At 67.5% G+C, this 23007-nt stretch carries 23 protein-coding genes and 1 riboswitch; of the genes, 13 read left to right on the top strand and 10 right to left on the bottom strand.

All coding sequences use genetic code 11. The features are described from left to right. Positions 1-48 precede the first annotated feature (48 nt). A riboswitch (cobalamin riboswitch) is annotated at positions 49-269 on the top strand. A gap of 221 nt (positions 270-490) precedes the next feature. Continuing rightward, a complete protein-coding gene (locus LLW23_RS13185) occupies positions 491-2440 on the top strand; it encodes a TonB-dependent receptor plug domain-containing protein (protein WP_228945967.1) in 1950 nt (649 codons plus the stop codon). A 14-nt stretch (positions 2441-2454) separates the two neighbouring features. Here the strand turns inward: LLW23_RS13185 and LLW23_RS13190 are convergent, their stop codons facing one another. Then, positions 2455-3252 carry an ABC transporter substrate-binding protein gene (locus tag LLW23_RS13190; RefSeq protein ID WP_228945968.1) on the bottom strand — a complete coding sequence of 266 codons (798 nt, stop codon included), beginning with the start codon at positions 3250-3252 and terminating at the stop codon, positions 2455-2457. A 39-nt stretch (positions 3253-3291) separates the two neighbouring features. Between LLW23_RS13190 and LLW23_RS13195 the strand changes: the two genes are divergently transcribed. From LLW23_RS13195 to LLW23_RS13205, 3 genes are all read left to right on the top strand, one after another. Continuing rightward, positions 3292-4284 (top strand): FecCD family ABC transporter permease, encoded by a 993-nt coding sequence (locus LLW23_RS13195; protein WP_228945969.1) that lies wholly within the window; start codon positions 3292-3294, stop codon positions 4282-4284. Beyond that, the gene (locus LLW23_RS13200) at positions 4278-5039 is read left to right on the top strand and encodes an ABC transporter ATP-binding protein (protein ID WP_228945970.1); all 762 of its coding nucleotides are present in this window, start codon (positions 4278-4280) and stop codon (positions 5037-5039) included. Before LLW23_RS13195 ends, LLW23_RS13200 begins: the two co-directional genes overlap by 7 nt. Before the next feature lie 165 nt (positions 5040-5204). Further along, a complete protein-coding gene (locus tag LLW23_RS13205) occupies positions 5205-5783 on the top strand; it encodes a GDSL-type esterase/lipase family protein (RefSeq protein WP_228945971.1) in 579 nt (192 codons plus the stop codon). A gap of 128 nt (positions 5784-5911) precedes the next feature. Here LLW23_RS13205 and LLW23_RS13210 read toward each other — a convergent pair whose 3' ends face one another. The 8 genes from LLW23_RS13210 to ubiG form a co-directional block, all read right to left on the bottom strand. Next, positions 5912-6601, bottom strand: a complete 690-nt coding sequence (locus LLW23_RS13210) for a peptidylprolyl isomerase (protein WP_228945972.1) — start codon at positions 6599-6601, stop codon at positions 5912-5914. Positions 6602-6681: 80 nt separating this feature from the next. After that, positions 6682-7188, bottom strand: coding sequence for a pantetheine-phosphate adenylyltransferase (gene coaD / locus LLW23_RS13215; RefSeq protein ID WP_228945973.1), 507 nt, complete (start codon positions 7186-7188; stop codon positions 6682-6684). A 2-nt stretch (positions 7189-7190) separates the two neighbouring features. Then, complete coding sequence (locus LLW23_RS13220) at positions 7191-8087, bottom strand: polyprenyl synthetase family protein (RefSeq protein ID WP_228945974.1); 897 nt, start codon at positions 8085-8087, stop codon at positions 7191-7193. Beyond that, entirely contained in the window at positions 8084-8320 is a 237-nt protein-coding gene (locus LLW23_RS13225; RefSeq protein WP_228945975.1) for an exodeoxyribonuclease VII small subunit, read from the bottom strand. Before LLW23_RS13225 ends, LLW23_RS13220 begins: the two co-directional genes overlap by 4 nt. Before the next feature lie 68 nt (positions 8321-8388). After that, the gene (locus LLW23_RS13230; RefSeq protein WP_228945976.1) at positions 8389-8592 is read right to left on the bottom strand and encodes a hypothetical protein; all 204 of its coding nucleotides are present in this window, start codon (positions 8590-8592) and stop codon (positions 8389-8391) included. Positions 8593-8627: 35 nt separating this feature from the next. Continuing rightward, positions 8628-10310 (bottom strand): GGDEF domain-containing protein, encoded by a 1683-nt coding sequence (locus tag LLW23_RS13235; protein ID WP_228945977.1) that lies wholly within the window; start codon positions 10308-10310, stop codon positions 8628-8630. A 73-nt stretch (positions 10311-10383) separates the two neighbouring features. Continuing rightward, on the bottom strand, positions 10384-12450 hold the full coding sequence (locus tag LLW23_RS13240) for an alpha/beta hydrolase family protein (protein WP_228945978.1): 2067 nt from the start codon (positions 12448-12450) through the stop codon (positions 10384-10386). A gap of 72 nt (positions 12451-12522) precedes the next feature. Beyond that, positions 12523-13272, bottom strand: a complete 750-nt coding sequence (gene ubiG, locus LLW23_RS13245) for a bifunctional 2-polyprenyl-6-hydroxyphenol methylase/3-demethylubiquinol 3-O-methyltransferase UbiG (protein WP_228945979.1) — start codon at positions 13270-13272, stop codon at positions 12523-12525. A 55-nt stretch (positions 13273-13327) separates the two neighbouring features. Between ubiG and LLW23_RS13250 the strand changes: the two genes are divergently transcribed. Next, complete coding sequence (locus LLW23_RS13250; protein ID WP_228948584.1) at positions 13328-14584, top strand: aspartate kinase; 1257 nt, start codon at positions 13328-13330, stop codon at positions 14582-14584. Between the two features lie 255 nt (positions 14585-14839). Here LLW23_RS13250 and LLW23_RS13255 read toward each other — a convergent pair whose 3' ends face one another. Further along, on the bottom strand, positions 14840-15256 hold the full coding sequence (locus LLW23_RS13255) for a secondary thiamine-phosphate synthase enzyme YjbQ (RefSeq protein ID WP_228948585.1): 417 nt from the start codon (positions 15254-15256) through the stop codon (positions 14840-14842). Between the two features lie 37 nt (positions 15257-15293). Between LLW23_RS13255 and LLW23_RS13260 the strand changes: the two genes are divergently transcribed. The 8 genes from LLW23_RS13260 to tolB all read left to right on the top strand — a co-directional run bounded on the left by LLW23_RS13260 (position 15294) and on the right by tolB (position 22980). After that, entirely contained in the window at positions 15294-16346 is a 1053-nt protein-coding gene (locus LLW23_RS13260; RefSeq protein WP_228945980.1) for an NAD(P)H-dependent flavin oxidoreductase, read from the top strand. A 142-nt stretch (positions 16347-16488) separates the two neighbouring features. Next, positions 16489-17736, top strand: coding sequence for a glycosyltransferase 61 family protein (locus LLW23_RS13265; protein ID WP_228945981.1), 1248 nt, complete (start codon positions 16489-16491; stop codon positions 17734-17736). A 53-nt stretch (positions 17737-17789) separates the two neighbouring features. After that, on the top strand, positions 17790-18560 hold the full coding sequence (locus LLW23_RS13270; RefSeq protein ID WP_228945982.1) for a hypothetical protein: 771 nt from the start codon (positions 17790-17792) through the stop codon (positions 18558-18560). Between the two features lie 177 nt (positions 18561-18737). Beyond that, entirely contained in the window at positions 18738-19205 is a 468-nt protein-coding gene (gene ybgC / locus LLW23_RS13275) for a tol-pal system-associated acyl-CoA thioesterase (protein WP_270049237.1), read from the top strand. Between the two features lie 8 nt (positions 19206-19213). Then, positions 19214-19894, top strand: coding sequence for a protein TolQ (gene tolQ / locus LLW23_RS13280; protein ID WP_228945983.1), 681 nt, complete (start codon positions 19214-19216; stop codon positions 19892-19894). Positions 19895-20060: 166 nt separating this feature from the next. Beyond that, the gene (tolR, locus tag LLW23_RS13285) at positions 20061-20492 is read left to right on the top strand and encodes a protein TolR (RefSeq protein WP_228945984.1); all 432 of its coding nucleotides are present in this window, start codon (positions 20061-20063) and stop codon (positions 20490-20492) included. 5 nt (positions 20493-20497) lie between these two features. Then, positions 20498-21556, top strand: a complete 1059-nt coding sequence (locus LLW23_RS13290) for a cell envelope biogenesis protein TolA (protein WP_228945985.1) — start codon at positions 20498-20500, stop codon at positions 21554-21556. A 101-nt stretch (positions 21557-21657) separates the two neighbouring features. After that, a complete protein-coding gene (gene tolB, locus LLW23_RS13295; protein ID WP_408642049.1) occupies positions 21658-22980 on the top strand; it encodes a Tol-Pal system beta propeller repeat protein TolB in 1323 nt (440 codons plus the stop codon). Positions 22981-23007 lie beyond the last annotated feature (27 nt).

Genomic DNA, 23007 nt, shown 5'->3' on the forward strand with positions numbered 1-23007 from the left:
GCGCGCGCCGCTTTGTCATAAAGGCGGCGCCGGAGCTGGGTTCAATCTGGTTTCAAAGATCGCGCCGGTGCCCCGAGAGGGGCTGAAAACGGGAATGCGGTGCGAGGGGCTTGCCCCTCAATTCCGCGGCTGTCCCTGCAACTGTAAGCGGTGAGCGAGATGCACATGCGCCGGACGTCATGTCCGGCCAGCCACTGGGGCGACCTGGGAAGGCGTGCATCGAGCGATGACCCGCGAGCCAGGAGACCTGCCGGCGCTGTCGCTCATTGTTCTGGTCCAGGGGATGGCCGGGGCACGGAGGGATTTTTCCGTTCGAGCGACAACGGGTGGCGGCGAAGTTTCACTTTGCCGGTGCCCGGACGCTGCGCGGCTTCGGGGCCGTGGTCGGCGCATGGTCGCTCGGGCACCGCGCTCGCCCTCGCCATGTGTCGGCGTCCGCTCGCGCGGACGGCCCCGCCGCGTCTCATCGATCGACGCGGGGGAAGACAACATGACCAAGACATTCGTATCGCTGCTCGCCCTTTGTGCCGCGCTGCCGGCGTTCGCACAAAGCAATCCGACGCTGCCCACCACCGACGAAGCGGGGAACGACATCGTCGTCACTGGATCGCGCTCGGGCGAGGCGGTCGAGGTGCGCAACCTGCCGGCATCGGTGACGCTGATCAGCGCCGGCGATCTTGCCGAGCGCCAGACGCGGATCGTTTCCGACGTGCTGCGCGACGTGCCGGGGCTTGCCGTGAGCCGCACCGGCGGGGTCGGCGGATCGACGCAGGTGCGCATCCGTGGTTCCGAGGCGAACCACGTACTCGTCCTGATCGACGGGATCGAAGTGTCGGACCCGTATCAGGGCGAGTTCGATTTCGGTACGCTGATCAACGACGAGGCGGCGAAAATCGAGGTGCTGCGCGGGCAGCAATCGTCGCTGTACGGGTCGGACGCGATAGGCGGCGTTATCCAGTACATCACACTGACCGGGCGCGAAGCGCCGGGCTTCTCGGCGCGGGTCGAAGGCGGATCGTTCGGGACGGTGACGGGCGGCGCGCGTGCGGCGGGCGCTGGCGAGACGGTGGATTATGCACTGTCGGGTTCGGTGTACCGCACCGATGGGACGCCTACGGCGCGCGGCGGCACGCGTGACGTGGGAGCCACCAGCATCGGGGCAAGCGCCAAGGTGACGTGGCGGCCGTCCGACATCTTCAAGCTGACCGGCGTCGGCCGCTACAGCTATACCGACGCGCTGACCAACAACTCCGAGAACCGCGGCAGCAGTCCGGTGTTTGGCACCACGGTCGACAGCCCCGGGGTGCAGTATCGCAACGAAGCGTTCTACGGCCTCGCGCGCGCCGAGCTGGCGCTCGCGGATGGTCGCTGGACCAATGCGCTGACCGGGCAGATCGCCGATACCACGCGCGAGAACCTCACGCGCACCGGCACCAGCTCGGGCGACAAGGGGCGGCGCTACAAGGGGACGTTCGAGAGCTCGTTCCGCTTCGGCAGCGAGCGCGTGGTCAACCGCGTGACGGGGGCGGTCGATTTCGAGCGCGAGGAATTCCAGAACACGACCCCGCAATCGCCGAGCTTCCCGTTCTTCCGCGGGCGTCGCTCGACCGACAATTGGGGTTTTGTCGGGCAGTATGAGCTGACCGTCGATGACGCCTTCTCCGCCGGCGCGAGCATCCGGCGCGACCAGAACAACCGCTTCGACGATGTGACGACGTGGCGTGCGCAGGCCGGATATCGCTTGCCGTTCGGGCTGCGCGTGCGAGGCGCCTATGGCACGGGGGTGAAGAACCCGGGGTATTTCGAGCTCTTCGGTTTTTCGGACGGCCGCTATATCGGCAATCCGGACTTGAAGCCCGAGAAGTCGAAGGGTTGGGAGGCCGGGGCGGACCAGGAAATCGCCGGTGGGAAAGCGACGATCGGCGTAACCTATTTCGACAGCCGGCTCGAGGACGAGGTCTTCACGACCTATCCGGCGCCCACCTTCGTCGCGACGCCGGCGAACCGCACCACGCGATCGACGCAGCATGGCGTCGAGGCGTTCGTGTCGGCGCGGCCGATCCCGCAGATCAAGTTCGACCTGGCCTATACCTATCTGAAGGCGCGCGAGAACGGGATCGAGGAAGTGCGCCGGCCTAAGCATATCGCGAGCCTCAACACGACGGTGTTCAGCACCAACGAGCGTCTCTCGGGGACGCTGACGGTGCGGTACAATGGGCGGCGGACGGACATCACCTTCACCGATCCGACCTATGTGACGTCACCTATCGTGTCGTTGCCGGAGTTCGTTCTGGTGAACCTGAACGCAGAGTACAAAGTTTCGGATAGTCTCTCAGTGTTCGGGCGGGTCGAGAATGTGACCGACGAGCGGTATGAGGAGATCTTCAGCTTCGTGGCGCCGGGGCGTGCGGCGTACGGCGGCGTACGGGCGCGGTTCTGATGGCTGCCGCGGCCTCAGGAAATCTGCGCCGCGATCGATCGCGCGGCGCGGACGTACGCCGGGCCGCCGCAAACCGTCCACGCTTGGGGCAAGCGGACGCGCGGGATCTTGGCCAGCAGCGGGTGGTGGAGCATTTCGGTGCCCTGATCGGCGATCCGGTCGGTCTCGCTCTCGACGACGAGATAGTCCGGGCGGGCGCGGACGAGTTCTTCGAGGCCGACGCGGGCGAGCGGCGGTTTGCCGAGCCGGGTCGCGAGATTACGCAGGCCGACGCGGCGGAGGAGTTCGTCGACCAATGTGCCGGTGCCGGTGAGATAGCCGCGGCGCTGATAATAAGCGGCTATCTTGCCGCGGCCGGCGTCGTTCGGAATGGTGGCCATGCCGGCGTTCATGCGGGCGATGAGTGCCTCGCCGCGGGCAGGGTGGCCGATCGCGCGTGCTACGTCGCGGATCTGGCTGACGATATCGGCGTAGCGATCGGCGGAGGCGACATCGAGCATCGCGATGCGGCGACCGCGGAGCTGCGCCATCGTCGCTTGCACCCGGCCGGGCGCAGCGACGATCAGGTCGGGACGGAGCGCCAGCACGTCCTCCGCCGCGCCACGCGTGACGGGGTAAGCGCGTGCCTTGACGGCGTCCGCCGACATGCCGGGATCGCGCGCGTTACGGCTGAGCGCGGCGATCTGGCCACGATCGGCCAACGCCATGATATATTGGTCGGCGCACAGGTTCAACGACACGATACGTTGCGGCTTCGCGGGCGCAGTGGCGCCGAGCAGGGCGAGCATCGGGGCGAGCATGAGCAGGCGCATCGCGATCCTTTGCCCGTCTCGTGGCGGCGGCGCTAGACGGTGTTCGTCATCCGCCACTGGCTCTGGCCGCTGCTGATCGTGCTGATCGTCGTGGCGGCGCTGCTGGGCGTTGCGATCGGCAGCACATGGATCCCGCCGGGCCGGGTGGTGGCGGCCTTGGGCGGGTGGGGCGATCCGGTCGAGCGAACGATCGTTATCGAACTGCGGCTGCCGCGCGTGATCCTCGGGCTGGCGGTGGGGGCGATGCTGGGCCTCGGCGGTGCGGCGCTGCAGGGATATCTGCGCAACCCGCTGGCCGAACCGTCGGTGCTGGGCGCCTCGAACGGCGCGGCGTTGGGGGCGGTGGTGGCGCTGTATTTCGGACTGGCGAGCTGGAATCCGGTGGCGTTGCCGCTGCTGTCGATCGTCGGAGCGCTGGTGGCTTTGACGATGCTGTTCGTGCTGGCGAGGCGATCGGAGAGTGCGTTGACGCTGATCCTGGCGGGGATCGCGGTGTCTACGCTGGCCGGGGCTGGGATCAGCCTGGCGCTGAACCTGTCGCCGAACCCATTTGCGGCGATGGAGATCACGACGTGGCTGCTCGGCAGCTTGGAGGATCGATCGTTCGACCATGTCGGGCTGGCGCTACCGTGCGTCGTGGTCGGCACGCTGCTGCTGGCCGGGCAGGGGCGGGCGCTGGATGCGCTGACGATGGGTGAGGATGGCGCGGCGGCACTCGGGGTAAATCTGGGTGCGGTGCGGGCGCGGATGCTGCTGGGCGTGGCGATCGGCGTTGGGGGAGCGGTGGCGGTGTCGGGGGCGATCGGGTTCGTCGGGCTGATCGTGCCGCATCTCGTGCGTCCGCTGACCGACCGCAGCCCTAGTGCGGTGCTGTGGCCGAGCGCGCTGGCGGGGGCGGCGCTGCTGACCCTGGCGGATGTCGCGGTGCGCGTGATCCCGGCGAGCAGCGAGCTCAAGCTGGGCGTCGTCACCGCGTTCCTGGGCGTGCCGGTGTTCCTGGTGCATCTGATGCGGGAGCGGCGGTTGTGGTGAGCATCGCGCTGGAGAATATCGGGGTAAAATTGGGGGGTCGCTCGGTGGTGCGAGATGTCTCCGCGTTGCTCGAGCGAGGGCAATTGATCGGTATTCTGGGGCCGAACGGGGCAGGCAAGTCGAGCCTAGTGCGCGCGCTGCTCGGGCTGCTGCCGCACGACGGGATCGTGCGGATCGACGGGATCGATCGGGCGACGATGCCGCGGGCGGCGGTGGCGCGGCGGATCGCGTATCTGCCGCAAGGGCAAGTGCTGCATTGGCCGGTAAGCGTCGAGCGACTGGTGGCGCTCGGGCGGTTGCCGCACCTCGCGCCGTTCTCGCGGATGAGTGACGCGGATCGTGCTGCCATCGCGCGGGCGATGGCGCGAGCCGACGTGACACAGCTGGCGACCCGGACCGCGACTGAATTGTCGGGCGGTGAGCGGGCGCGGGTGCTGCTCGCGCGGGCGCTGGCGGTCGAGGCGCCGGCGCTGGTGGCGGACGAGCCGCTGGCCAGCCTCGATCCGGCGCATCAGATCGAGGGGATGGAGCTGCTGCGCGCCGAGGCGGATGCGGGCGGACTGGTGATCGCGGTGCTGCACGACCTGACACTGGCGGCGCGGTTTTGCGATCGCGTGCTGGTGCTGGCGGATGGCGCACTCGTCGCGGACGGTGCGCCCGCCGCGGTGCTGACGCCTGAGCTGCTCGCGGAGGTTTACGGCATCACGGCGTTCCTCGACGAGCGGATGCTGGTGCCGATCGACCGACTGCGGTGACATGCGCTGCAGCCGATCGGCTCGCCGCATAAGTTATCGGCGCGGCGTGGGGGGTATCTGCGCAGGCGGCATACCATGGATCGGCTTACCGGCGTCGTTTCGATCATGACCTCGCGGTGGATGCTAGCGTGACATCTAGTGGCGGCTTCCTATCTCGAGTTGCTCATGACCGATCCCACGATCCTCGCGTTCGGGGACAGTCTGGTCGCCGGCTTCGGCTTGGCGGCTGCCGACAGTTTCCCCGCGCAGCTGCAGCGCGCGCTGCGGGCGCGCCGTCCGCAGGCGACGGTGCTGAACTGGGGCGTGTCGGGGGACACGACCGGCGATGCGGTGCGGCGCTTACCGCGGTTGTTGAGCGGGCTGGCGGTGTGCCCGGCGCTGGCGGTCGTGCAGATCGGCCCCAACGACCTGTGGCGCGGGCTTTCGCCTCAGCACACGCGCGCGAACCTCGATGCGATCCTGATCGAGTTCGGCCGCTGCGGCATTCCCGTGCTGCTAGCGACGGTTACGCCGCCGGCGTTCCTGATGCAACGCGCGGCGGGGCATGTCGGCATCCACGAGGAGGTCGCGCAGCGGCATGGTGTGGCGACCTGCGCTTTCTTCCCCGCAGGCGTGCTCGGCCATCCTGACATGGTGCTGATCGATCGCGTTCATCCCAATGCACGCGCGATCGCGGCGGTCGTCGCGCACATGCTGCCGGTGGTCGAGCGGGTGTTGGCGGGGCGCGCTACCGCTGCGGCCTGAGTGGCGGACTGATCGAAAAATCGACGGTGTCGCGCGTCCGAGCGGATTGTGTCGTCGGGTCTGCTTCGCGCCTTGGAGAAGAAGCGGGATCCCGGATCAAGTCCGGGATGACGGCGCAAGCAGGCGATTTAGCCGCGCGGCTTCGGTGCCTTCGCCGGCGTCGTACCCGGCAGCGTCACTGGCGCGCCGAGCGTCGGGGGCGGGGTGGTGGGGGCGGCCTGGTAGGGCGGGGGATTGTCCGCGGCGATGTAGGCGTGGAGGATGCGGGTCGGGTTGGTTGGCGGCTCGCCGCGTTCAATGCCGTCGACATATTGCATGCCCTGCAGCACGCGGCCGAATACGGTGTATTTGCCATCGAGGCTGAGGCGCGGCTGAAAGACGATGTAAAACTGGCTGTTAGCGCTGTTCTCCGCATCGGCACGCGCGAAGGCGACCGAGCCGCGGACGTGCGGAAGATAGTTGAACTCGGCCTTCACGTCAGGCAGCTCGGAGCCGCCGCTGCCGTCGCCCTTGGGATCGCCGCCCTGCGCCATGAAGCCATCGATCACGCGATGGAAGGTGAGCCCGTCATAGAATTTGCGCCGCGTCAGGTTCTTCACGCGCCGTACCGTATCGGGTGCAACGTCGGGCCGGAGCCAGATCGAGACGCGCCCGCCGGTCGACAGATCGAGCAGCCAGGTGTTCTCGAGATCGTTGGTCGGCGGCGGGGTGAAGCGCGCTGCCGGTTTCGCCGCCGGATCGGGGGTCTTGTCCTTGGCGAGAGCCGGGCCGGCGAGCAACGTGGCGCCGAGCATCGCGATCATTCCAACAAAACGCATCGTCATCCCAACCGGTTCGTGTTTCCGGGGCTCGTAGACCAGATCGCGGCTTGCGCCAATCTGAACCGCGAAGCGGGTGCTTAGCCCCCGCGCCGGCCAGTCGCTGCTACGCGGGCAATGACTTCCTCGCGCACCGACGGCGTCACGAACTTGCCGATCTCGCCGTTGAACATGGCGATTTCCTTGACCAGCTTACTGGCGATCGGCTGGAGCGCTACGTCGGCCATCAGGAACACCGTCTCGATCTTATCGTTAAGCTGCTGGTTCATACCGGCCATCTGATATTCGTATTCGAAGTCGGCGACGGCCCGCAGGCCGCGCACGATCATGTTGGCGCCTTCGCGCTCGGCGAAATCCATCAGCAGCAGGTCGAAGCTGACGACGCGGATGTCGGAATCAAGCGTCGCGCACTCGCGTTCGACCATCGCCATCCGCTCCTCGACGGTAAACATCGGGTTCTTCGAGGGGTTGGTGGTGACGCCAATCACCAGCTGATCGACGAGCTTTGCGCCACGGCGAATGATGTCCATGTGCCCGAGCGTGATCGGATCGAAGGTCCCGGGATAAACACCGATACGCGTGGTCATGATCAGTGATCCCTCGAAAGCACGAAACGGGCGATGTCGCGGAGTAGATCGGCTTCCGGGCCGTAGTTGCGCAAGTGTTCAATCGCCTGGTCGACGAGCAATCGGCTGCGTTCGCGCGCCGGCTCTACCCCCAGCAGCGAGACGAAGGTTTCCTTGCCGGCGCCCGCGTCCTTGCGCAGCTTCTTGCCGGCTAGCGCTTCGTCGCCCTCTACGTCGAGCAGATCGTCGACGATCTGGAAAGCGAGCCCGAGATCGCGGGCGTATCCGCGAAGGCGGATCCGACCTTCCGGCGGCACGCGGCCAAGAATCGCGCCGGCCTCGACCGCGGCGGCGATCAGCGCGCCGGTCTTCATCGCCTGCAGCCGCGTGACGGTGACCAGATCGAAGGTCGTGCGTTCGGCTTCGAGATCCATCATCTGCCCGCCGGCCATGCCCGACGGCCCAGCGGCGCGGGCGAGATCGAGCACCAGCTCGGCGCGGACGAACGGATCAGGATGCGTCGCGGGATCGGCGAGTACCTCGAACGCCAGAGCGTGCAGACAATCGCCGGCAAGGATTGCGGTTGCTTCGTCAAAGGCCTTGTGGACGGTAGGTCGGCCGCGACGCAGATCGTCATTGTCCATCGCGGGCAGATCGTCGTGGATCAGCGAATAGACGTGGATCGCCTCAAGCGCGACCGCGACGCGGGCGGCACAATCCCGATCGCAGGCGAACAATTTGGCTGTGGCGAACACGAGCAGCGGGCGAAGGCGCTTGCCACCGTCGATCGCGGCGTGGCGCATCGCGCGGTAGAGGCCGGCACGGGGATCGTCCGGCACGGCAAGTAACGCGTCGAAGCGCGCGTCGATTTCCTGCGCGGCTTCGGCCAGGGCCGCCTCAAGCGCGGGGGACGGGCTCATGCCGCGGCGAAGGGCGTGGTGGTCGCGCGGCCTTCCGCATCGATCCGGATCGCCTCGATCCGGGCCTGCGCGGCATCGAGCCGATCGGCACAACGCGCGCGGAGCACGTTGCCGCGCTCATACAGGTCGATCGCGTCCTGCAGCGGGGTTTCGCCGGACTCGAGGCGCGCGACGATCGTCTCGAGCTCCTTGAGTGCGGCTTCGAACGTCAGGCTTTCGACGGGCGTTTCCATCAGCGCGCTATGGCCGAGCGAAGCGGGAGGGGTCAAGGATCAGGGCACGAAACGGAAAAGCGGGGGCCTTACCGGGTCAGGCGATCGGCGGTCCAAGTCACCAGAATCGAGGCACTGGCGAGGCCGAGATCGGCCGCCATCTGGAAGCGCGCAGGCGAAGCATCGCCGATGCGATGAGTCATGATCTGGATGTCGGCGCTGGGCGGATCGGAGGCGATCGCCGCGAGCGAGAGCACACCAACGGCGAGGGCGATCTGACGGCGCTTTTCCATGCCTGGCGCCTAGCGCTTTTCGAGGTCCGCCGCAATCAGGCAGCCAGTACGGCATCGTCGGTGGTTCGCGCCCGATCGCGCCCCGCGGCCTTCGCGGCGAACAGCGCCTGATCGGCGTCGTGGTATAGTCGCTCCCAATCTCGCTCAGTGGCCAGCAGCCCGGTGGCAGCGCCGAGCGAGGCAGTGACGCGAAGGTCGAACGGCATACGCTCGGCACGGATCAGATCGAGCACCTGATCGATCGCGATCGGATTTGTGGTGTGGGCGAGCAGCGCGAATTCCTCGCCGCCGATCCGCGCAAGCAGCGCGCCGCTCGTCCCGCAACGCCGCAGCACGCGTGCGACGCGGCGGAGCACTTCATCTCCGCCGTCATGCCCGAGCGTTTCGTTCACCGCCTTGAAGTGATCGAGATCGACGATCAGCAATTGCTGATCCCCCGCACGCCCGATGGCATCGCGCAGGAAAGCGCGACGGTTGAGAAGGCCGGTCAACGGGTCACGATCGGCGAGTTGTTGCGCGGCGCTGCCCTGCTCCAGCGCCACATCCCGCTCGCGCGCGATCAGTCGTGTGCGGTAGGCGATCGCCAGGCTCGACAGCAGCGCCTCCACCGTCATTGCGACGAGCGTCGAATTGTCGAGCAGGAAGCTCCACGCGAGATAGTTGAAGTTGCCTGCCACGCGCATCACGGCGACGAGGATCGGCAGCGCCCACGCTCCTGCGAAGAGCCACAGGAAGTCGCTACGCCGCCGCCATGCCTGCCAGAGGATCGGCCCGCTGACGAGTGCAACGAGAAGGAAGCTGCCGGCGTAAAGCCGATCGAGCAGCACGATCTGCCAGCCCGCCGCGAGAACGAGGAAGATCGCACTTCCCATCACAAGCGTGGCGACGATGCTGATGAGATGGGTCAGCCAGCCGTGGAACACGCGCGCCTCGAAGAAGGTGCGTGCAAATACGAGGGCGCTAACCGCCGAGGCGGCAAGCGTGAGATAGTTGATCCGCAACCGATCGTTGTTTGGCAGCATCGGCCACACCCAGGCCAGTGCGCCGGACGACGAAAAGGCATAGGTGCCAAGCGCGATCAGCATGGCGCAATAGGCGAGCTGGAAGCGGTGCCGCTGCGCGGCCCAAAGCGCGAGGTTATAGACGAACAACGCGACGCACAGCCCGCCGAACGCGCCGTATAGGCCAGCGAGGATGAGATTCGCGCGCGTGCTTTGTTCCGGGGTCGCGAGCCGCGGGGCGACGACGATCCCGCGCAGGTTTGCGGCGCCGTCGATCCGCCACAGCAGGCGCGTGACCGGCGCGGCGCGGGACTCGAGCGGCATCTCAGCGATCGCGCCAAGTTGGATCGTGTTGGCTAGCGCGCGCCCATCGTAGCTGCGCCGCGCGACATGGCCGTCGGCATAGACGGTCCAGAGACTTGCGCGGTGCTGCCAGAGGCTGGCGGTCCGCAGCAAGGTTGTGCCGGACGCGGCGAGCGGGGCGGAGCGGACCCAGTAATCGCCGGGGCCGTGATCGGTCTGGCGCATCGCGCAATCGAACCGGTCTGTGGCGCGCAGCATCGCGGCGGGCGTGTCACCCGGCTGGACGCGCGCGACGCAAACGGAAACCGGCTGGCCAACCAGTCCGGTCTGCGCCGTGGCTGGGGTCACGACCGCGCAGAGCGCAACAATGGCAGCCACCAACGCCCAGAACCATCCCGTGTCGTACCCGCGCATGCCAAAGCCTGTAGAGGCGCGGATACCAACATTGCGTAAATGGTCGGTCCGTTTCGATCCCGACCTATAACGATTAGTTACCGGCTGGCGAGGCTGGCTTCCCGCGATATCGATCGAACCAGGCAAGGATCGCGCTGGCCTTGGCGGCGGATTGCGAGGGGCGGCTGGTGAAGCCGCCGTGGCTGGCGCCGGGCACCTTGACGAGCGCGGTGGGGACGCCGGCGATCTGGAGCGCGGCATAATATTGTTCGCTCTCGCTGACGGGGGTGCGATAATCCTCGCTGCCGACCACCACGAGCGTCGGCGTCTTGACGTTGCCGACGAGGCTGAGCGGCGAGCGGTTCCAATAGCTCATCGGATCTTCCCACGGCAGCTTGCTGAACCAGTAGCGCGACGTGAACAGCGTATTGTCCATCGTCAGCGCCTCGCTGATCCAGTTGATCACCGGCTTTTGCGTCGCGGCGGCCTTGAAGCGGCTGGTCTTGCCGACGATCCACGCGGTCAGCACGCCGCCGCCCGAGCCGCCGGTGACGAACAGATTGTTCGGATCGGCCGTGCCGTCGGCGATCGCGGCGTCGACCGCTGCGATCAGGTCGTCATAGTCGGCGCTGGGATAATTCTTGTCGATGAGGTTGGCGAACTCGGCACCATACGATGTCGAGCCGCGCGGGTTCGTCCACAGAACGGCATAGCCGGCGGCGGCGTATAGCTGCACGTCGGTGGCGAAGGTGGGGCCATAGGCGGCGTTGGGACCACCGTGGATTTCGAGGATCAGCGGTACGCGGGTGCCCGGCTGCATCCCCGGCGGGGTGGCGATCCACGCGTCGATCGGGCGGCCATCGGGGGCGGTGACGGCAATCTTGCGCACCGGGGCGAGCGCCTTGGAGGCGGTCAGCACTTCGTTGAGGTTGGTGAGGCGACGCGGCGTGCCGCCGCTCGTTACCCACACGTCCGCCGGGGCGCTGGCGTCACCTCCGGTGTAGGCGACGGTGCCGCCGCGCGAGACCGAGAAGTCGCCGCCGGCGTACGGGCGATCGAGCCCGCCACCAGTGACATTGTCGGCGATCGTCGTCATCCGGCCGTCGAGGCCGATGCGGGCGATCTTGCGCGTGCCCTGGTCGTCGTAGCTTGCGTAGAGCGCGCGGCCATCCGCGGCCCATTGCGCATCCTCTACCGAGCGATCGAGCGTGGCCGTGAGCGAGCGAGGGGCAGCAGCGTCGGGGCCGCCGACATAGAGCTGCGCGTTTTCATAGCTGCGGCGTTTATCGTCGAAGCCGATCCACGCGACCTTGCTGCCGTCGGCGGAGAAGCGCGGCGCGCCGTCGGGGCCGTCGCGGCTGGTGAGCGTGCGCATCGCGCCGCTATTGGCGTCGACCGCGATGACTTCGGAGTTCATTACCTGGCGTTCGGCGTCGGCGCCGCGGATCGCCGAGAAGAGGATTGTGCGGCCGTCCTGGCTCCACGACAGCGGGCCGCCGTCGTCGAACCTGCCGAAGGTCAATTGCTGCGCGGCGCCGCCGTCCGCTGCGACGACGAACAAGTGATCGTAGCCGGGCTTGCGATAGCCGGGGCCGTCGTTGCGATAGGTGACGCGGTCGATCACCTCGAGCGGCTCGGCCCATTTTGCGCCCTCGGGCTTGGCGGGCGCCTTGCCGAGCGCGGTCGGCTCGCCGGCGACGGTGGCGATATAGGCGAGGCGCTTGCCGTCGGGCGACCAGGCGAGGCTGTTGGGATCGCCGGGCAGGCTTGTGACGCGTGAGCTGGCGCCGGTGGCAATCCAGCGGACGAACAGTTGCGATCGATCGCCGTCGCTGGCGACATAGGCGATGCGGCTGCCGTCGGGGGACCAGCGCGGGCTGCCGCCGCTGATGGCGAAGGGAGACTGGCGGCCCGTAGCGACGTCGATCAGCCAGAGCGAGGATTGCATTCGATCACTCATCACGTCGCCAGTGCGACGGACGTAGACGATGGTGCGGCCGTCGGGGCTGATCTGCGGATCGGCAGCGATCGAGAGGCCGAACAGATCGCTGCCGGTGAAGGTGCGGGTGGGGCCGTCGACGGGGGTGGCGTTGGGCTGTTGCTGGGCGAGCGCGGGGGCGGCGAGGGTGGTGCAGGCGAGGAGCAAGGGGAGGATGCGCATCGAGGTCTCCGGAACAATTGTGCGGTATGAAGCGCGGTTCCGGGTGGGTGGCAAGTCCGCCGACGAGGGAAGTTAGGCGCGCGTTGCGGTGACCAGATGGTTCAGCGCCAGCGATGACGACAGCGCAAAGCCAGTGGTAGGCGAGAAGGTGATCCCGCGCGTGTCGCGCACCGTGAGGCCGGCGTTCGTCAGCATCGTTGCGAGTTCGTCGGGGGTGATGAAGCGGTTCCAATCGTGCGTGCCGCGCGGGATGCGGCCGGTGCCTTCGGCGAGCGTGATCATCGCCAGCCGCGAAACCGGAGTGCGGTTCGGGGTGGAAAGGATCAGCAGGCCGCCATCGGCGAGCGCACCGGCCAGGCCAGTGACGAACGCGACGGGGTTGGCGACGTGCTCGATCACTTCGAGGCAGGTGACGAGATCGAATGTTTCGCCGGCGACCGCTTCGATCCCGCCGGCCCGATAATCGATCACGAGGCCGCCGGCAGCCGCATGGTCGCGGGCGACGGCGATGTTTTCGGCGGCGGCGTCGATCGCGGTGACGCTCGCGCCGAGCCGCTTCAGCGGTTCGGCGAGGAGGCCAGCGCCGCAGCCGACGTCGAGCGCGCGTTTGCCGGCCAGCGGGGTGAAGCTCGCTGGATCGACACCCCAGTGCCGGTCGGTCTGTTCGCGGATGTAGCGCAGCCGCACCGGATTGAGCCGGTGGAGCATTGCCGACGATCCGCAGGGATCCCACCAGTCCTTGGCCATGGTGCCGAAATGCGCCGCCTCGCGGGCAACGATGCTGGGGTGGGCGGTATCGGTTGTTACGGTTGCGTCAGACATGACCCCCTCCTATCAGGCGCGCCTGTTTCTCCCAAGCACCGGAAAGCCTGCACTAGTGGCCCGCATCGTGATGAAATTCGGCGGTACCTCGATGGCGGGGATCGAGCGCATTCGCGCGGTCGCGGGCCGGGTGAAGCGCGAGGTCGCGGCGGGAAACCAAGTCGCGGTGGTCGTTTCGGCGATGGCCGGGGAGACCGACCGGCTGGTCGGTTTCTGCCGCGAAGCGAGTGCGCTGTACGATCCGTGCGAATATGACGTGGTCGTCTCGGCGGGCGAACAGATCACCAGCGGGCTGCTGGCGATCGCGCTGCAGGCGATCAGCGTTCCGGCGCGGTCGTGGCTCGGCTGGCAATTGCCGATCGACACGTCCGACGCCTTCGCGACCGCACGGATCGGGACGGTCGGCACCGAGGCGCTGCTCGCCAGCATGGGCGCGGGCGAAGTAGCGGTCATCCCGGGGTTCCAGGGCGTGCATGCCGGACGGGTGACAACGCTGGGGCGTGGTGGATCGGATACGTCGGCGGTGGCGGTGGCGGCGGCGATCAAGGCGGACCGGTGCGACATCTACACCGATGTCGACGGCGTCTATACGACCGACCCGCGCATTGTGCCGCGCGCGCGCAAGCTCGCCAAGGTGACGTACGAGGAGATGCTCGAGCTCGCCAGCGTGGGCGCCAAAGTGCTGCAGACACGCTCGGTTGGGCTCGCGATGAAGGAACAGGTGCGCGTTCAGGTGCTGTCGTCGTTCACCGGCGAGGACGCACCGATGGCGGATACATTGCCCGGCACGATGATCGTCGGCGAAGAGGAGGTTACAGACGTGGAACGCCAGCTGATCACCGGGATCGCGCACGACAAGAATGAGGCGAAGATCACGCTGACCGCCGTGCCCGACAAGCCGGGTTCGGTGTCGGCGATCTTCGAGCCGCTGGCCGCGGCGAACATCAACGTCGACATGATCATCCAGAATATCGCGCACGGATCGGCGTCGACCGATGTGACGTTCACCGTGCCGGCGGCTGACCTGGCGCGGTCGATCGAGGCGCTGAACCAGGCGCGTGGCGCGATCGGCTTCGGCGAGCTGGTGCATGATACGCGCGTGGCGAAGATCTCGGTTGTTGGTGTGGGGATGCGCAGCCATGCGGGCGTCGCCAGCACGATGTTCTCCACCCTGGGTGCGCGCGGGATCAATATCCTCGCCATCTCGACGAGCGAGATCAAGGTGAGCGTGCTGATCCACGAGGACGAGACCGAACTGGCGGTGCGCGTGCTGCATACGGCCTATGGGCTGGATGCGGAGGAGGCGGCCTGAGGGCGGCAAGTCTTTGATTCTGCGTTGGCCGTTGGCGCGAATGTTGAGGAAGTTGAGGCTCTGGCGGGGTTGTCTCAACATTCGTGGTGGCCCTCCGTTGCTGGGCGGAGTTTTGGCATGGGATGGGCTTTGTAGGACAGCCACGTCCGTCACCCCGGCCTTGAGCCGGGGTCCAGCTTCTTCTTCTCGCTGTAGGGCTAGGCAGCGGGATCCCGGCTCAAGGCCGGGATGACGGGTGGGGGCGATGGCAGGGCGTTACTCCCCGATCAGATGAAGTGCGACCTGCCGGCGGTGCGGCGCGCGGCGGTGTTCGAAGAGGTAGATGCCCTGCCAGGTGCCGAGCACCGGGCGACCTTGCGCAACCGGGATCGAGAGGCTGGTCGCGGTGAGTGCGGCGCGCAGGTGCGCGGGCATGTCGTCGGGGCCTTCGTCGTCATGTTCGTAAGTGCGGGACTCGGGGGCGATCGCGGCGAAATAGCGTTCCATGTCGCGGCGGGCGGCGGGGGCGGCGTTTTCTTGGATCAGCAGCGAGGCGGAGGTGTGGCGCAGGAAGAGCGTCAGCAAGCCCTCGGTGATGCCGCTGGCCGCGACCCACGCGACGACCTCGCGGGTGAATTCGTGCAGGCCCTGGCCGGGCGTGGCGATGGTCAGCTCGGTCGATCGTTGCCGCATAATTGTCTCCGCCGCCGCGCCGGTGTAGCGCGCGAGCATGACCGATACCCTGATCGAGCGCCCGAGTTCCTCCACAACCGGCTCTGCCCGCCTTGCCCGCCGCATGGAACGCGGCGCGGCGTTCCTAGGCAGCGAGGTCGCGATCATGGCCGGGGCGATGAGCTGGGTGAGCGAGCGCAACCTCGTCGCGGCGATGTCCAACGCGGGCGGCTTCGGCGTGATCGCCTGCGGGGCGATGACGGTGGCGCTGCTCGACGCCGAGATCACCGCGACGAAGGCGCTGACGGACAAGCCGTTCGGCGTGAATTTGATCACAATGCATCCCGATCTGATGGCGTTGATCGAGGTGTGCGCGAAGCACGGCGTCGGGCATGTCGTGCTCGCTGGCGGGCTGCCGCCGAAGGGGTCGCTCGAGGCGATCAAGGCTTCTGGCGCCAAGGTGATCTGCTTTGCGCCGACGCTGGCGCTGGCGAAGAAGCTGATCCGATCGGGCGTCGATGCGCTGGTGATCGAGGGATCGGAAGCGGGCGGGCATATCGGGCCGGTCTCGACCAGCGTGCTGGCGCAGGAGATCCTGCCGGTAATCGCTACCCAAGTGCCGGTGTTCATCGCCGGCGGTATCGGGCGCGGCGAGGCCATCGCGGGCCATCTCGACATGGGCGCGGCGGGGGTGCAGCTCGGCACGCGCTTCGTATGCGCGACCGAGTCGATCGCGCATCCCAAGTTTAAGCAGGCGTTCATCCGCGCGTCAGCGCGCGATGCGGTGGCGAGCGTGCAGCTCGATCCGCGGCTGCCGGTGATCCCGGTGCGCGCGCTGAAGAATGCCGGCGGCGAGCTGTTCACCGCCAAGCAGCGCGAAGTGGCGCTGTCGCTCGATGAGGGCGCTGTGGCGATGGCCGAGGCGCAGCTTGCGATCGAACATTATTGGGCGGGTGCGCTGCGCCGCGCGGTGATCGACGGCGATGTCGAACATGGCAGCGTGATGGCCGGGCAGTCGGTGGGGATGGTGACGAAGGAAGAGCCGATCGCCGACATTATCGCGACGCTGATGGCGGAGGCCGCGACGGCGCTGGAGGCGCGGGCGGGGTGACGCTGCTGAACTGCGGCTTCATCCCGTAGCCGCCGGCGGATGGTGCGCCCCGCCGCGTGTACGCGCCGGCCTTTCGCAACGCGTATTACCGCGCCTATACCAGCGCAACCGCCGATATAATGGTGAGTGCGCGGGGGACCAAATGCTGGGCAAAGGGCCGTATTCGCGGCGAATCCGTAACGCGCGCGTTCAGGCGACCGCGCGTCCGCCGGGGCAGATACTGGGCGGGCCAGTGTTGGGCGACCGTCCCGGCGCGCGGCTGTTGCGGCACACGCGGCGGCGCGTTCCGGTCGATATCTTCACGCCTGGCCTCGTCGATCCGGTCAGGCTGAACGGTGCCTATGCTTATCTTGGCGTGTCCTTCGGGCATTTCGGGCATGTCATGGCCGAGACGATCCACCGTATCGTGCCGACCCGCCAGATCGAGCCCAATCCGCGCTGGCTGATCGTCGCGCCTCGCGGCAATGCTTCCGACTTTACGGGGTTGCCCAGTGTCTGCCGCACTATCCTCGCGCTGTTCGGCATCGATGCGTCGAACTGCACCGTCATCGGCACCGACGCAATCGTCGAGGAGCTGCTGATCGTCGAGGCGGGTTCCGACCTCGGCGCGGGGCCCAAGGAATGGTATCTCGATCAGCTACGCGATCACTGCCCCTTGCGGATCGATCCCGATGCCCGCCGCTATCCCGAGAAAGTCTATGTATCGCGTTCGGGGCTCGGCTATCGATCGGGGATCCTTGGCGAGCAGGTGCTGGAGGAGGCGCTCGCCGCGTCGGGCTTCCATAACCTGCATGCCCAATCGCTGCCGCTGGCCGAGCAATTCGCGCATTACGCGCATGCGAAGGTGCTGATCTTCGCGGAAGGATCGGCCTGCCACGGGGTCGAGCTGTTCGGTCGCGGGGTGCTGGGCCACGCGATCCTGCTGAACCGCCGCGACCAGGCGCGCACGCCGTTTCTCCCGGTGCTGAAGTCACGAGCGCGGCAGTTCGACGGCTTCTTGCGTAATCCCTATCTCGGTTCGATCGTTCTCCATCCGACCGGCGGGCCGGCGCCGAACCGTGGGGTATCCGTGCTGGCCTTCCAGACGCTGGCGACGTTTCTGTTCGAACTTGGCGTCGCGGACATCCGGCATGTGTCGCCGCTCGCTTATCTCGCTGCGGCGCATCGCGATCTCGAAGAGTATATCGCCACTGCTGCCTTGAATCCCGACAAGGCTGCGCTGAACCTCGTCGACGATCTGCGGGCGGCGCTCGAGGCGCGGGTCGAGGCCAGGGGAACGATCGCGCCGCTACCGCCGCAGCTGACGGTGCAGGAGCGGCGCGCGCTGCGTGGGGCGGGCAGTGAGGGCGGCGGGCCTGAACAGCTCGTCGCACGGTTTACTTCGGGTTAACCCTGCTGGGCGCACAGCTGCGTGATCGGGAGCCGGGGGAAAACGGAGCCGCCATGTCACGCGTATCGCAAGTCTTTGCCGTTGTTGCGCTGGTCGCCATGACGGCCTGTGCGTCCAAGCCCAAGCAAGTGGCGGTCGCGCCGCCGCCGCCCGCGCCGGTCGTGCCGGTGTATGTCGCGCCGCCGATCTCGCCGATCAACCGCAGCCTCAGCAACGCCGCGACGGTGTGGCACGTACGTGCGGCGCTCAACGTGGCGGCACTCGCGTGTCGCGGTGCGCAGGAGGGGGCGATCATCCAGCGCTACAATGCGATGCTGACGGCCCACAAGGCGACGCTGGCGGGGGCGCAGGCGACGCTGTCAGCCGAGTTCAAGGCGGGCGGGGGCGACTGGCAGGATCGCTACGACGACGCGATGACGCGGCTCTACAATTTCTTCTCACAGGCGCAGGCGCGCGATGCCTTCTGCACTGCGGCAGCGGCGACGCTGGCCGAGACCGAGACGCTCGCGCCGGGTGAATTCCAGGCCTATGCCGCGGCGGTGCTGCCGACGCTGGATGCGCCGTTCGCCGAGATGCTGGCGCCGCGTCCAGTGATCGCGGTGGCGTCGGCGGGGATGGCGCCGATGGTTGCGCCGGTGGCGGCGCGTGCGCCGGCCCCGGTGATGGCGCGTGCGGCTCCGGTGGTTGCTCGTGCGCCAGCGGCAGTGGTTCCCGCCGCGCCGCTACCGGCGGTCGGAACGCGAGCTGTTGCGCAGGCGATGGCGCCGGCCACGACGAAGGTCGTGCCGAAGCTGGAGCTCGATCTGTCCGTGTTGCAGGACTGACCCTTTCATTCGTCATGCCGGGCCTGTCCCGGCATCCACGGTGCCGCACTTCCTGCGGACGGTGGAGGCGCGGCACCGTGGATGCCGGCACGAGGCCGGCATGACGGGGGTTTGTACCGTGCGGACCGTGCGCTTCTCGGGGTTACGCGGCGCAATCGGTTCGGTTAACAGCGCTTCATGGAGACCGGCCGTGCCGACTTGCCCATCGAGGGGCGCTTCGACGGGGTCGAGCACCGGCTGCCGGTGCGCGTGTATTTCAAGGACACCGATCTTTCGGGCGTGGTCTATCATGCCAATTACCTGCGCTTCATGGAGCGCGGGCGATCGGACATGCTGCGGCTCGCCGGCGTTGACCAGCGCGCGGCGCATGAGGCCGGCGAGGGCGCCTATGCGGTCGCGAGCCTTGCGATCCGTTATGTCGCGCCGGCACGGCTCGACGACGCGCTGATCGTCGCGACGCGGGTGACCGCGGTGCGCGCGGCGAGCGTCACCATTCATCAGAGAGTCATGCGCGACGCGCTTGTGCTGGCGGAAGCGGACGTTGTCGCCGCGCTGGTCGCGCCGTCGGGGCGGCCACGGCGGCAACCGCGTGACTGGATCGACCGTTTTTCCGCACTTGTCGACAAAGGGGCAGACAGGCCTTGAATCCGTTCATGAGTACCGACGCCGCTACCTTGTCTCCGCTCGCCCTGTTCTGGGAAGCCGATTGGGTGGTGAAGGGCGTGATGTTCGGGCTGCTCGCGGCGAGCATCTGGACCTGGGCGATCATCTTCATGTTCTGGCGCAAGCTGGGCCGGACGCGGAAGGCGACCGAGGCGTTCGAGCGCGATTTCTGGAAGGCGGAGGACGTCGACGCCTTCTACAAGACGCGCGCCGACGAGGATCTGCCAAGCGCGCGGGTGTTCGCGGCTGGTGTGGCCGAGTGGCGGCGATCGACGCAGGGCGTGGGGATCGACCGTGCGGGAACGCGCGAGCGGCTGGCGACGACGATGGGCGCCGCAGTGGCGGAGGAAATCGACAAATTGTCCGACCGGCTGAACATTCTGGCGACGGTCGGCTCGGTGGCGCCGTTCGTGGGGCTGTTCGGGACGGTGTGGGGGATCATGCGCAGCTTCACGAGCATCGCTAGCGCGCAGAACACCAGCCTTGCGGTGGTGGCGCCGGGTATTGCCGAGGCGCTGTTCGCAACCGCGATCGGGTTGTTTGCGGCAATTCCGGCGGTGATCGCGTACAATCGCTTCAGTCATGGGATCAACCGGATCGAGGCGCGGCTGAACCGGTTTGCGGATGGGTTTCATGCGACGCTGTCGCGGCAGCTGGATCGCGAGAAGTGAGGGCTGAGCTCCACATCCTCCCCATCTTCGATGGGGAGGGGAACCGCGCGCGCAGCGCGTGGTGGAGGGGGAATGATACGAGCGGAGCGCTTGTGGCGTTTCCCCTCCACCACCGGCCTGCGGCCGGCGGTCCCCCTCCCCAAGCTAGCTTGGGGAGGATGCGCTAGTGGCGATGCAACTCCCGTCGCAGCGCTCCGGCGCGCGGCGCGCGCCGATGGCGGACATCAACGTGACGCCGCTGGTCGACGTGATGCTGGTGCTGCTGATCATCTTCATGGTCACCGCGCCGCTTCTAACCGCAGGGGTGCCGGTGAACCTGCCTGACAGTCGCGCCAAGCCGCTCGATCAGGACAAGCAGCCGACCGAAATCTCGCTCGATGCCGACGGCAAGATCTTCGTCGCCAAGGAAGAAGTGGCGCCCGACGAGCTGCCCGCGCGGCTCGACGCGATCGCTGCCGCGGCGGGTGAGGGCGAGCCGCCGCAAGTGTATCTGCGCGCCGATCGCGTGCTCGGCTATGGCCAGGTGATGAAGGTGATGGGCGAGCTCAATCGCGCCGGGCTGAACCGCGTGGCGCTGGTGACGATCGGGGACGAGTGACCCGAATGGAGCGGGCGGAACGCATTGGGCTGGGCGTTGCTGGAGCGGGACATCTGATCCTGTTCGGGCTGCTGTCGGTCGGCTTTCTCGCGACGCCCAATCCGGAGAAACTGAAGCAGCAGCCGATCGACGTGAGCCTGGTCAAGGACGTCGGGCTTGAGGCGACCGCACCGCAAGCGGTGGAAGAGCCGGCGCAGTCGATCGCACCCGAGACGGGCGAGCCCGACGATGCGGCGCCGCCGGCTCCGGCCGAACCGTCGCCTCAGCCCGCACCCGCGCCGCCGGCACCTGCGCCAAAGGCGGCGCCGCCCGAACCGGCCCCCAAGGCTGCGCCGAAGGCCGAACCCAAGCCGAAACCCGCCCCGCCCAAGCCGCAGCCGGCGCCCAAGCCGGTCGAGAAGCCCAAGCCCGCACCCAAGCCGAGACCCAATCCAGCCGAGGAACGCGCTGCAGCACAAAAGGCCGCGGCGGCGGAAAGTGCGGCCAAGCGCGCCGTCGCTGCCAAGGCCAAGGCGACAGCCGCTGCGAAGGCACAGGCGGCTTCCGATGCTCGGGCGAAGGCTGCGGCCGATGCGAAGGCGAAGGCCGCAGCGGCCGCCAAGGCGCGCGGCTCGGGATCGGACAGCCAGTCAACAGCGGCGAAACCGCGTGGCGGGCGGCTGGGGAACGACTTTCTCAAGGGGCTGACCAGCGAACCCTCGACCAGCCGCAGCCAGACGCCACGCGCGGCAAAGATCGACGCGAGTGCGCTCGCCTCTATCGTGCAGGCGATCGCGCGGCAGATCCAGCCGTGCGCCGACCGGCAGGTCGATCCGGGGCCGGGGGCGAACCAGATCGTGACGACGCTGAACCTGAAGCTCAACGAGAACGGCACGCTCGCGGCGACGCCGACGATGGTGCGGCAGACGGGCCTGACCGACGAAAACGAGCGCTATGCGCAGCGCGTGCGCGATCTAGGCATCGCCGCGTTCAAGGGCTGTTCACCGTTGAAGCTGCCAGCTGAATATTACGACACGCCCAATGGCGGGTGGAACAACATCAATTTCAAATGGAAGCTGCGGTGACGTTTGCATCACCCTCCTCGTCACAAGAAAAGAGACAGACGATGAAGCGCTTTGTTCTGCTTGCGACCCTGATGCTGGCCGCACCGGCCGTTGCGCAGGACATGCCGCCCACGCCGCTCGACGTGCCGGCGCAGGCTGGCGCGCCCGCACAGACCGCCGGCGGGCCGCTTGAGGTAGACGTGACGGGCGGCATTTCCGCGCCGATGCCAATTGCGATCCCTTATATGCCAGCAGCCTCCATCGCGCAGACGCCGGCTGGGTCGACCGACGAATTGGGGCGGCAACTGGCGGAGATCGTGACCAACGATCTGCGCAACTCCGGGCTGTTCACACCCTTGCAGCCGGCGCAGCTACGCACCGTGATGTTTCCCGAGGTGCAGGCGCCGGCGTTCGATTACTGGGGTGGCACGGGGGCGCAGGCGCTGGTGCAGGGATATATCCGTGCCAATGGTGACGGCACGCTGACGGTCGGCTGCTATCTGTATGACGTGTCGGCGCAGAACGAGCTGATGCGGCAGGGCTTCGTGGTTCCGCCATCGGACTGGCGGCGCGCGGCGCACAAGTGCGCCGACATGGTCTATGCGCGGCTGACCGGCGAGGGGCCGTATTTCGACAGCCGCGTCGTCTATGTCTCGGAGACCGGACCCAAGGGCAAGCGCATCAAGCGGCTGTCGATCATGGACCAGGACGGCGCCAATCATCGCTTCCTGACCAATGGCCAGTCGATCGTGCTGACGCCGCGCTTCTCGCCCAACCAGCAGTCGATCGTCTACATGAGCTATGTCGGCCGCGTACCGGCGATCTATGTCTACGAGATCGGGTCGGGGCGGCAGCGCATGGTGGTGCAGAATGTCGCCACCACCTTCGCGCCGCGCTTCTCGCCCGATGGACGCTGGATCCTGTTTTCGATGGCGACGGGTGGCAATACCGACCTGTATCGCGTCTCGGCGCAGGGCGGCACGCCGCAGAAGCTGACCAACTCGCCCGGCATCGACACTGGCGGCAGCTATTCGCCCGACGGCAGCCGGATCGTGTTCGAGAGCGACCGATCGGGCGGACAGCAATTGTACGTGATGAACGCCGACGGATCGAACCAGCAGCGCATCAGCTTCGGCGGCGGGCGCTATGCGACGCCGGCATGGAGCCCGCGCGGTGACCTGATCGCGTTCACGCGATTGTCCGGCGGCTTCCGCATCGGCGTGATGAACGCGAGCGGCGGGGGCGAAAAGATCCTGACCAACAGCTGGCAGGACGAAGGCCCGTCATGGTCGCCGAACGGCCGCGTGCTGATGTTCTATCGTCAGGCGCAGGGCCGCAGCGGCAAGGCCGATCTGTGGTCGGTCGACCTGACCGGCGTCAACGAACGGCGCGTGCCGACCCCGCTCGACGGCTCCGATCCGTCATGGGGTCCGTTGCGGCCGTAGATCTGTTATCGGGGGCGACAACGGGGT

The sequence above is a fragment of the Sphingomonas radiodurans genome (assembly GCF_020866845.1).
Classification (GTDB): domain Bacteria; phylum Pseudomonadota; class Alphaproteobacteria; order Sphingomonadales; family Sphingomonadaceae; genus Sphingomonas; species Sphingomonas radiodurans.

Bases quoted from the DNA above. Each gene is read 5' to 3' on its own strand.
- LLW23_RS13270 (WP_228945982.1), top strand. From the start codon at position 17,790: ATGTCACGCGTATCGCAAGTCTTTGCCGTTGTTGCGCTGGTCGCCATG.
- tolQ (WP_228945983.1), top strand. From the start codon at position 19,214: ATGAGTACCGACGCCGCTACCTTGTCTCCGCTCGCCCTGTTCTGGGAA.
- LLW23_RS13210 (WP_228945972.1), bottom strand. From the start codon at position 6,601: ATGCGTTTTGTTGGAATGATCGCGATGCTCGGCGCCACGTTGCTCGCC.
- LLW23_RS13235 (WP_228945977.1), bottom strand. From the start codon at position 10,310: ATGCGCGGGTACGACACGGGATGGTTCTGGGCGTTGGTGGCTGCCATT.
- LLW23_RS13185 (WP_228945967.1), top strand. From the start codon at position 491: ATGACCAAGACATTCGTATCGCTGCTCGCCCTTTGTGCCGCGCTGCCG.
- LLW23_RS13255 (WP_228948585.1), bottom strand. From the start codon at position 15,256: ATGCGGCAACGATCGACCGAGCTGACCATCGCCACGCCCGGCCAGGGC.
- LLW23_RS13260 (WP_228945980.1), top strand. From the start codon at position 15,294: ATGACCGATACCCTGATCGAGCGCCCGAGTTCCTCCACAACCGGCTCT.
- LLW23_RS13290 (WP_228945985.1), top strand. From the start codon at position 20,498: ATGGAGCGGGCGGAACGCATTGGGCTGGGCGTTGCTGGAGCGGGACAT.
- tolB (WP_408642049.1), top strand. From the start codon at position 21,658: ATGCCGCCCACGCCGCTCGACGTGCCGGCGCAGGCTGGCGCGCCCGCA.
- LLW23_RS13220 (WP_228945974.1), bottom strand. From the start codon at position 8,087: ATGAGCCCGTCCCCCGCGCTTGAGGCGGCCCTGGCCGAAGCCGCGCAG.
- ubiG (WP_228945979.1), bottom strand. From the start codon at position 13,272: ATGTCTGACGCAACCGTAACAACCGATACCGCCCACCCCAGCATCGTT.
- LLW23_RS13230 (WP_228945976.1), bottom strand. From the start codon at position 8,592: ATGGAAAAGCGCCGTCAGATCGCCCTCGCCGTTGGTGTGCTCTCGCTC.
- coaD (WP_228945973.1), bottom strand. From the start codon at position 7,188: ATGACCACGCGTATCGGTGTTTATCCCGGGACCTTCGATCCGATCACG.
- ybgC (WP_270049237.1), top strand. From the start codon at position 18,738: ATGGAGACCGGCCGTGCCGACTTGCCCATCGAGGGGCGCTTCGACGGG.
- LLW23_RS13225 (WP_228945975.1), bottom strand. From the start codon at position 8,320: ATGGAAACGCCCGTCGAAAGCCTGACGTTCGAAGCCGCACTCAAGGAG.
- LLW23_RS13205 (WP_228945971.1), top strand. From the start codon at position 5,205: ATGACCGATCCCACGATCCTCGCGTTCGGGGACAGTCTGGTCGCCGGC.
- LLW23_RS13265 (WP_228945981.1), top strand. From the start codon at position 16,489: ATGCTGGGCAAAGGGCCGTATTCGCGGCGAATCCGTAACGCGCGCGTT.
- LLW23_RS13190 (WP_228945968.1), bottom strand. From the start codon at position 3,252: ATGCGCCTGCTCATGCTCGCCCCGATGCTCGCCCTGCTCGGCGCCACT.
- LLW23_RS13240 (WP_228945978.1), bottom strand. From the start codon at position 12,450: ATGCGCATCCTCCCCTTGCTCCTCGCCTGCACCACCCTCGCCGCCCCC.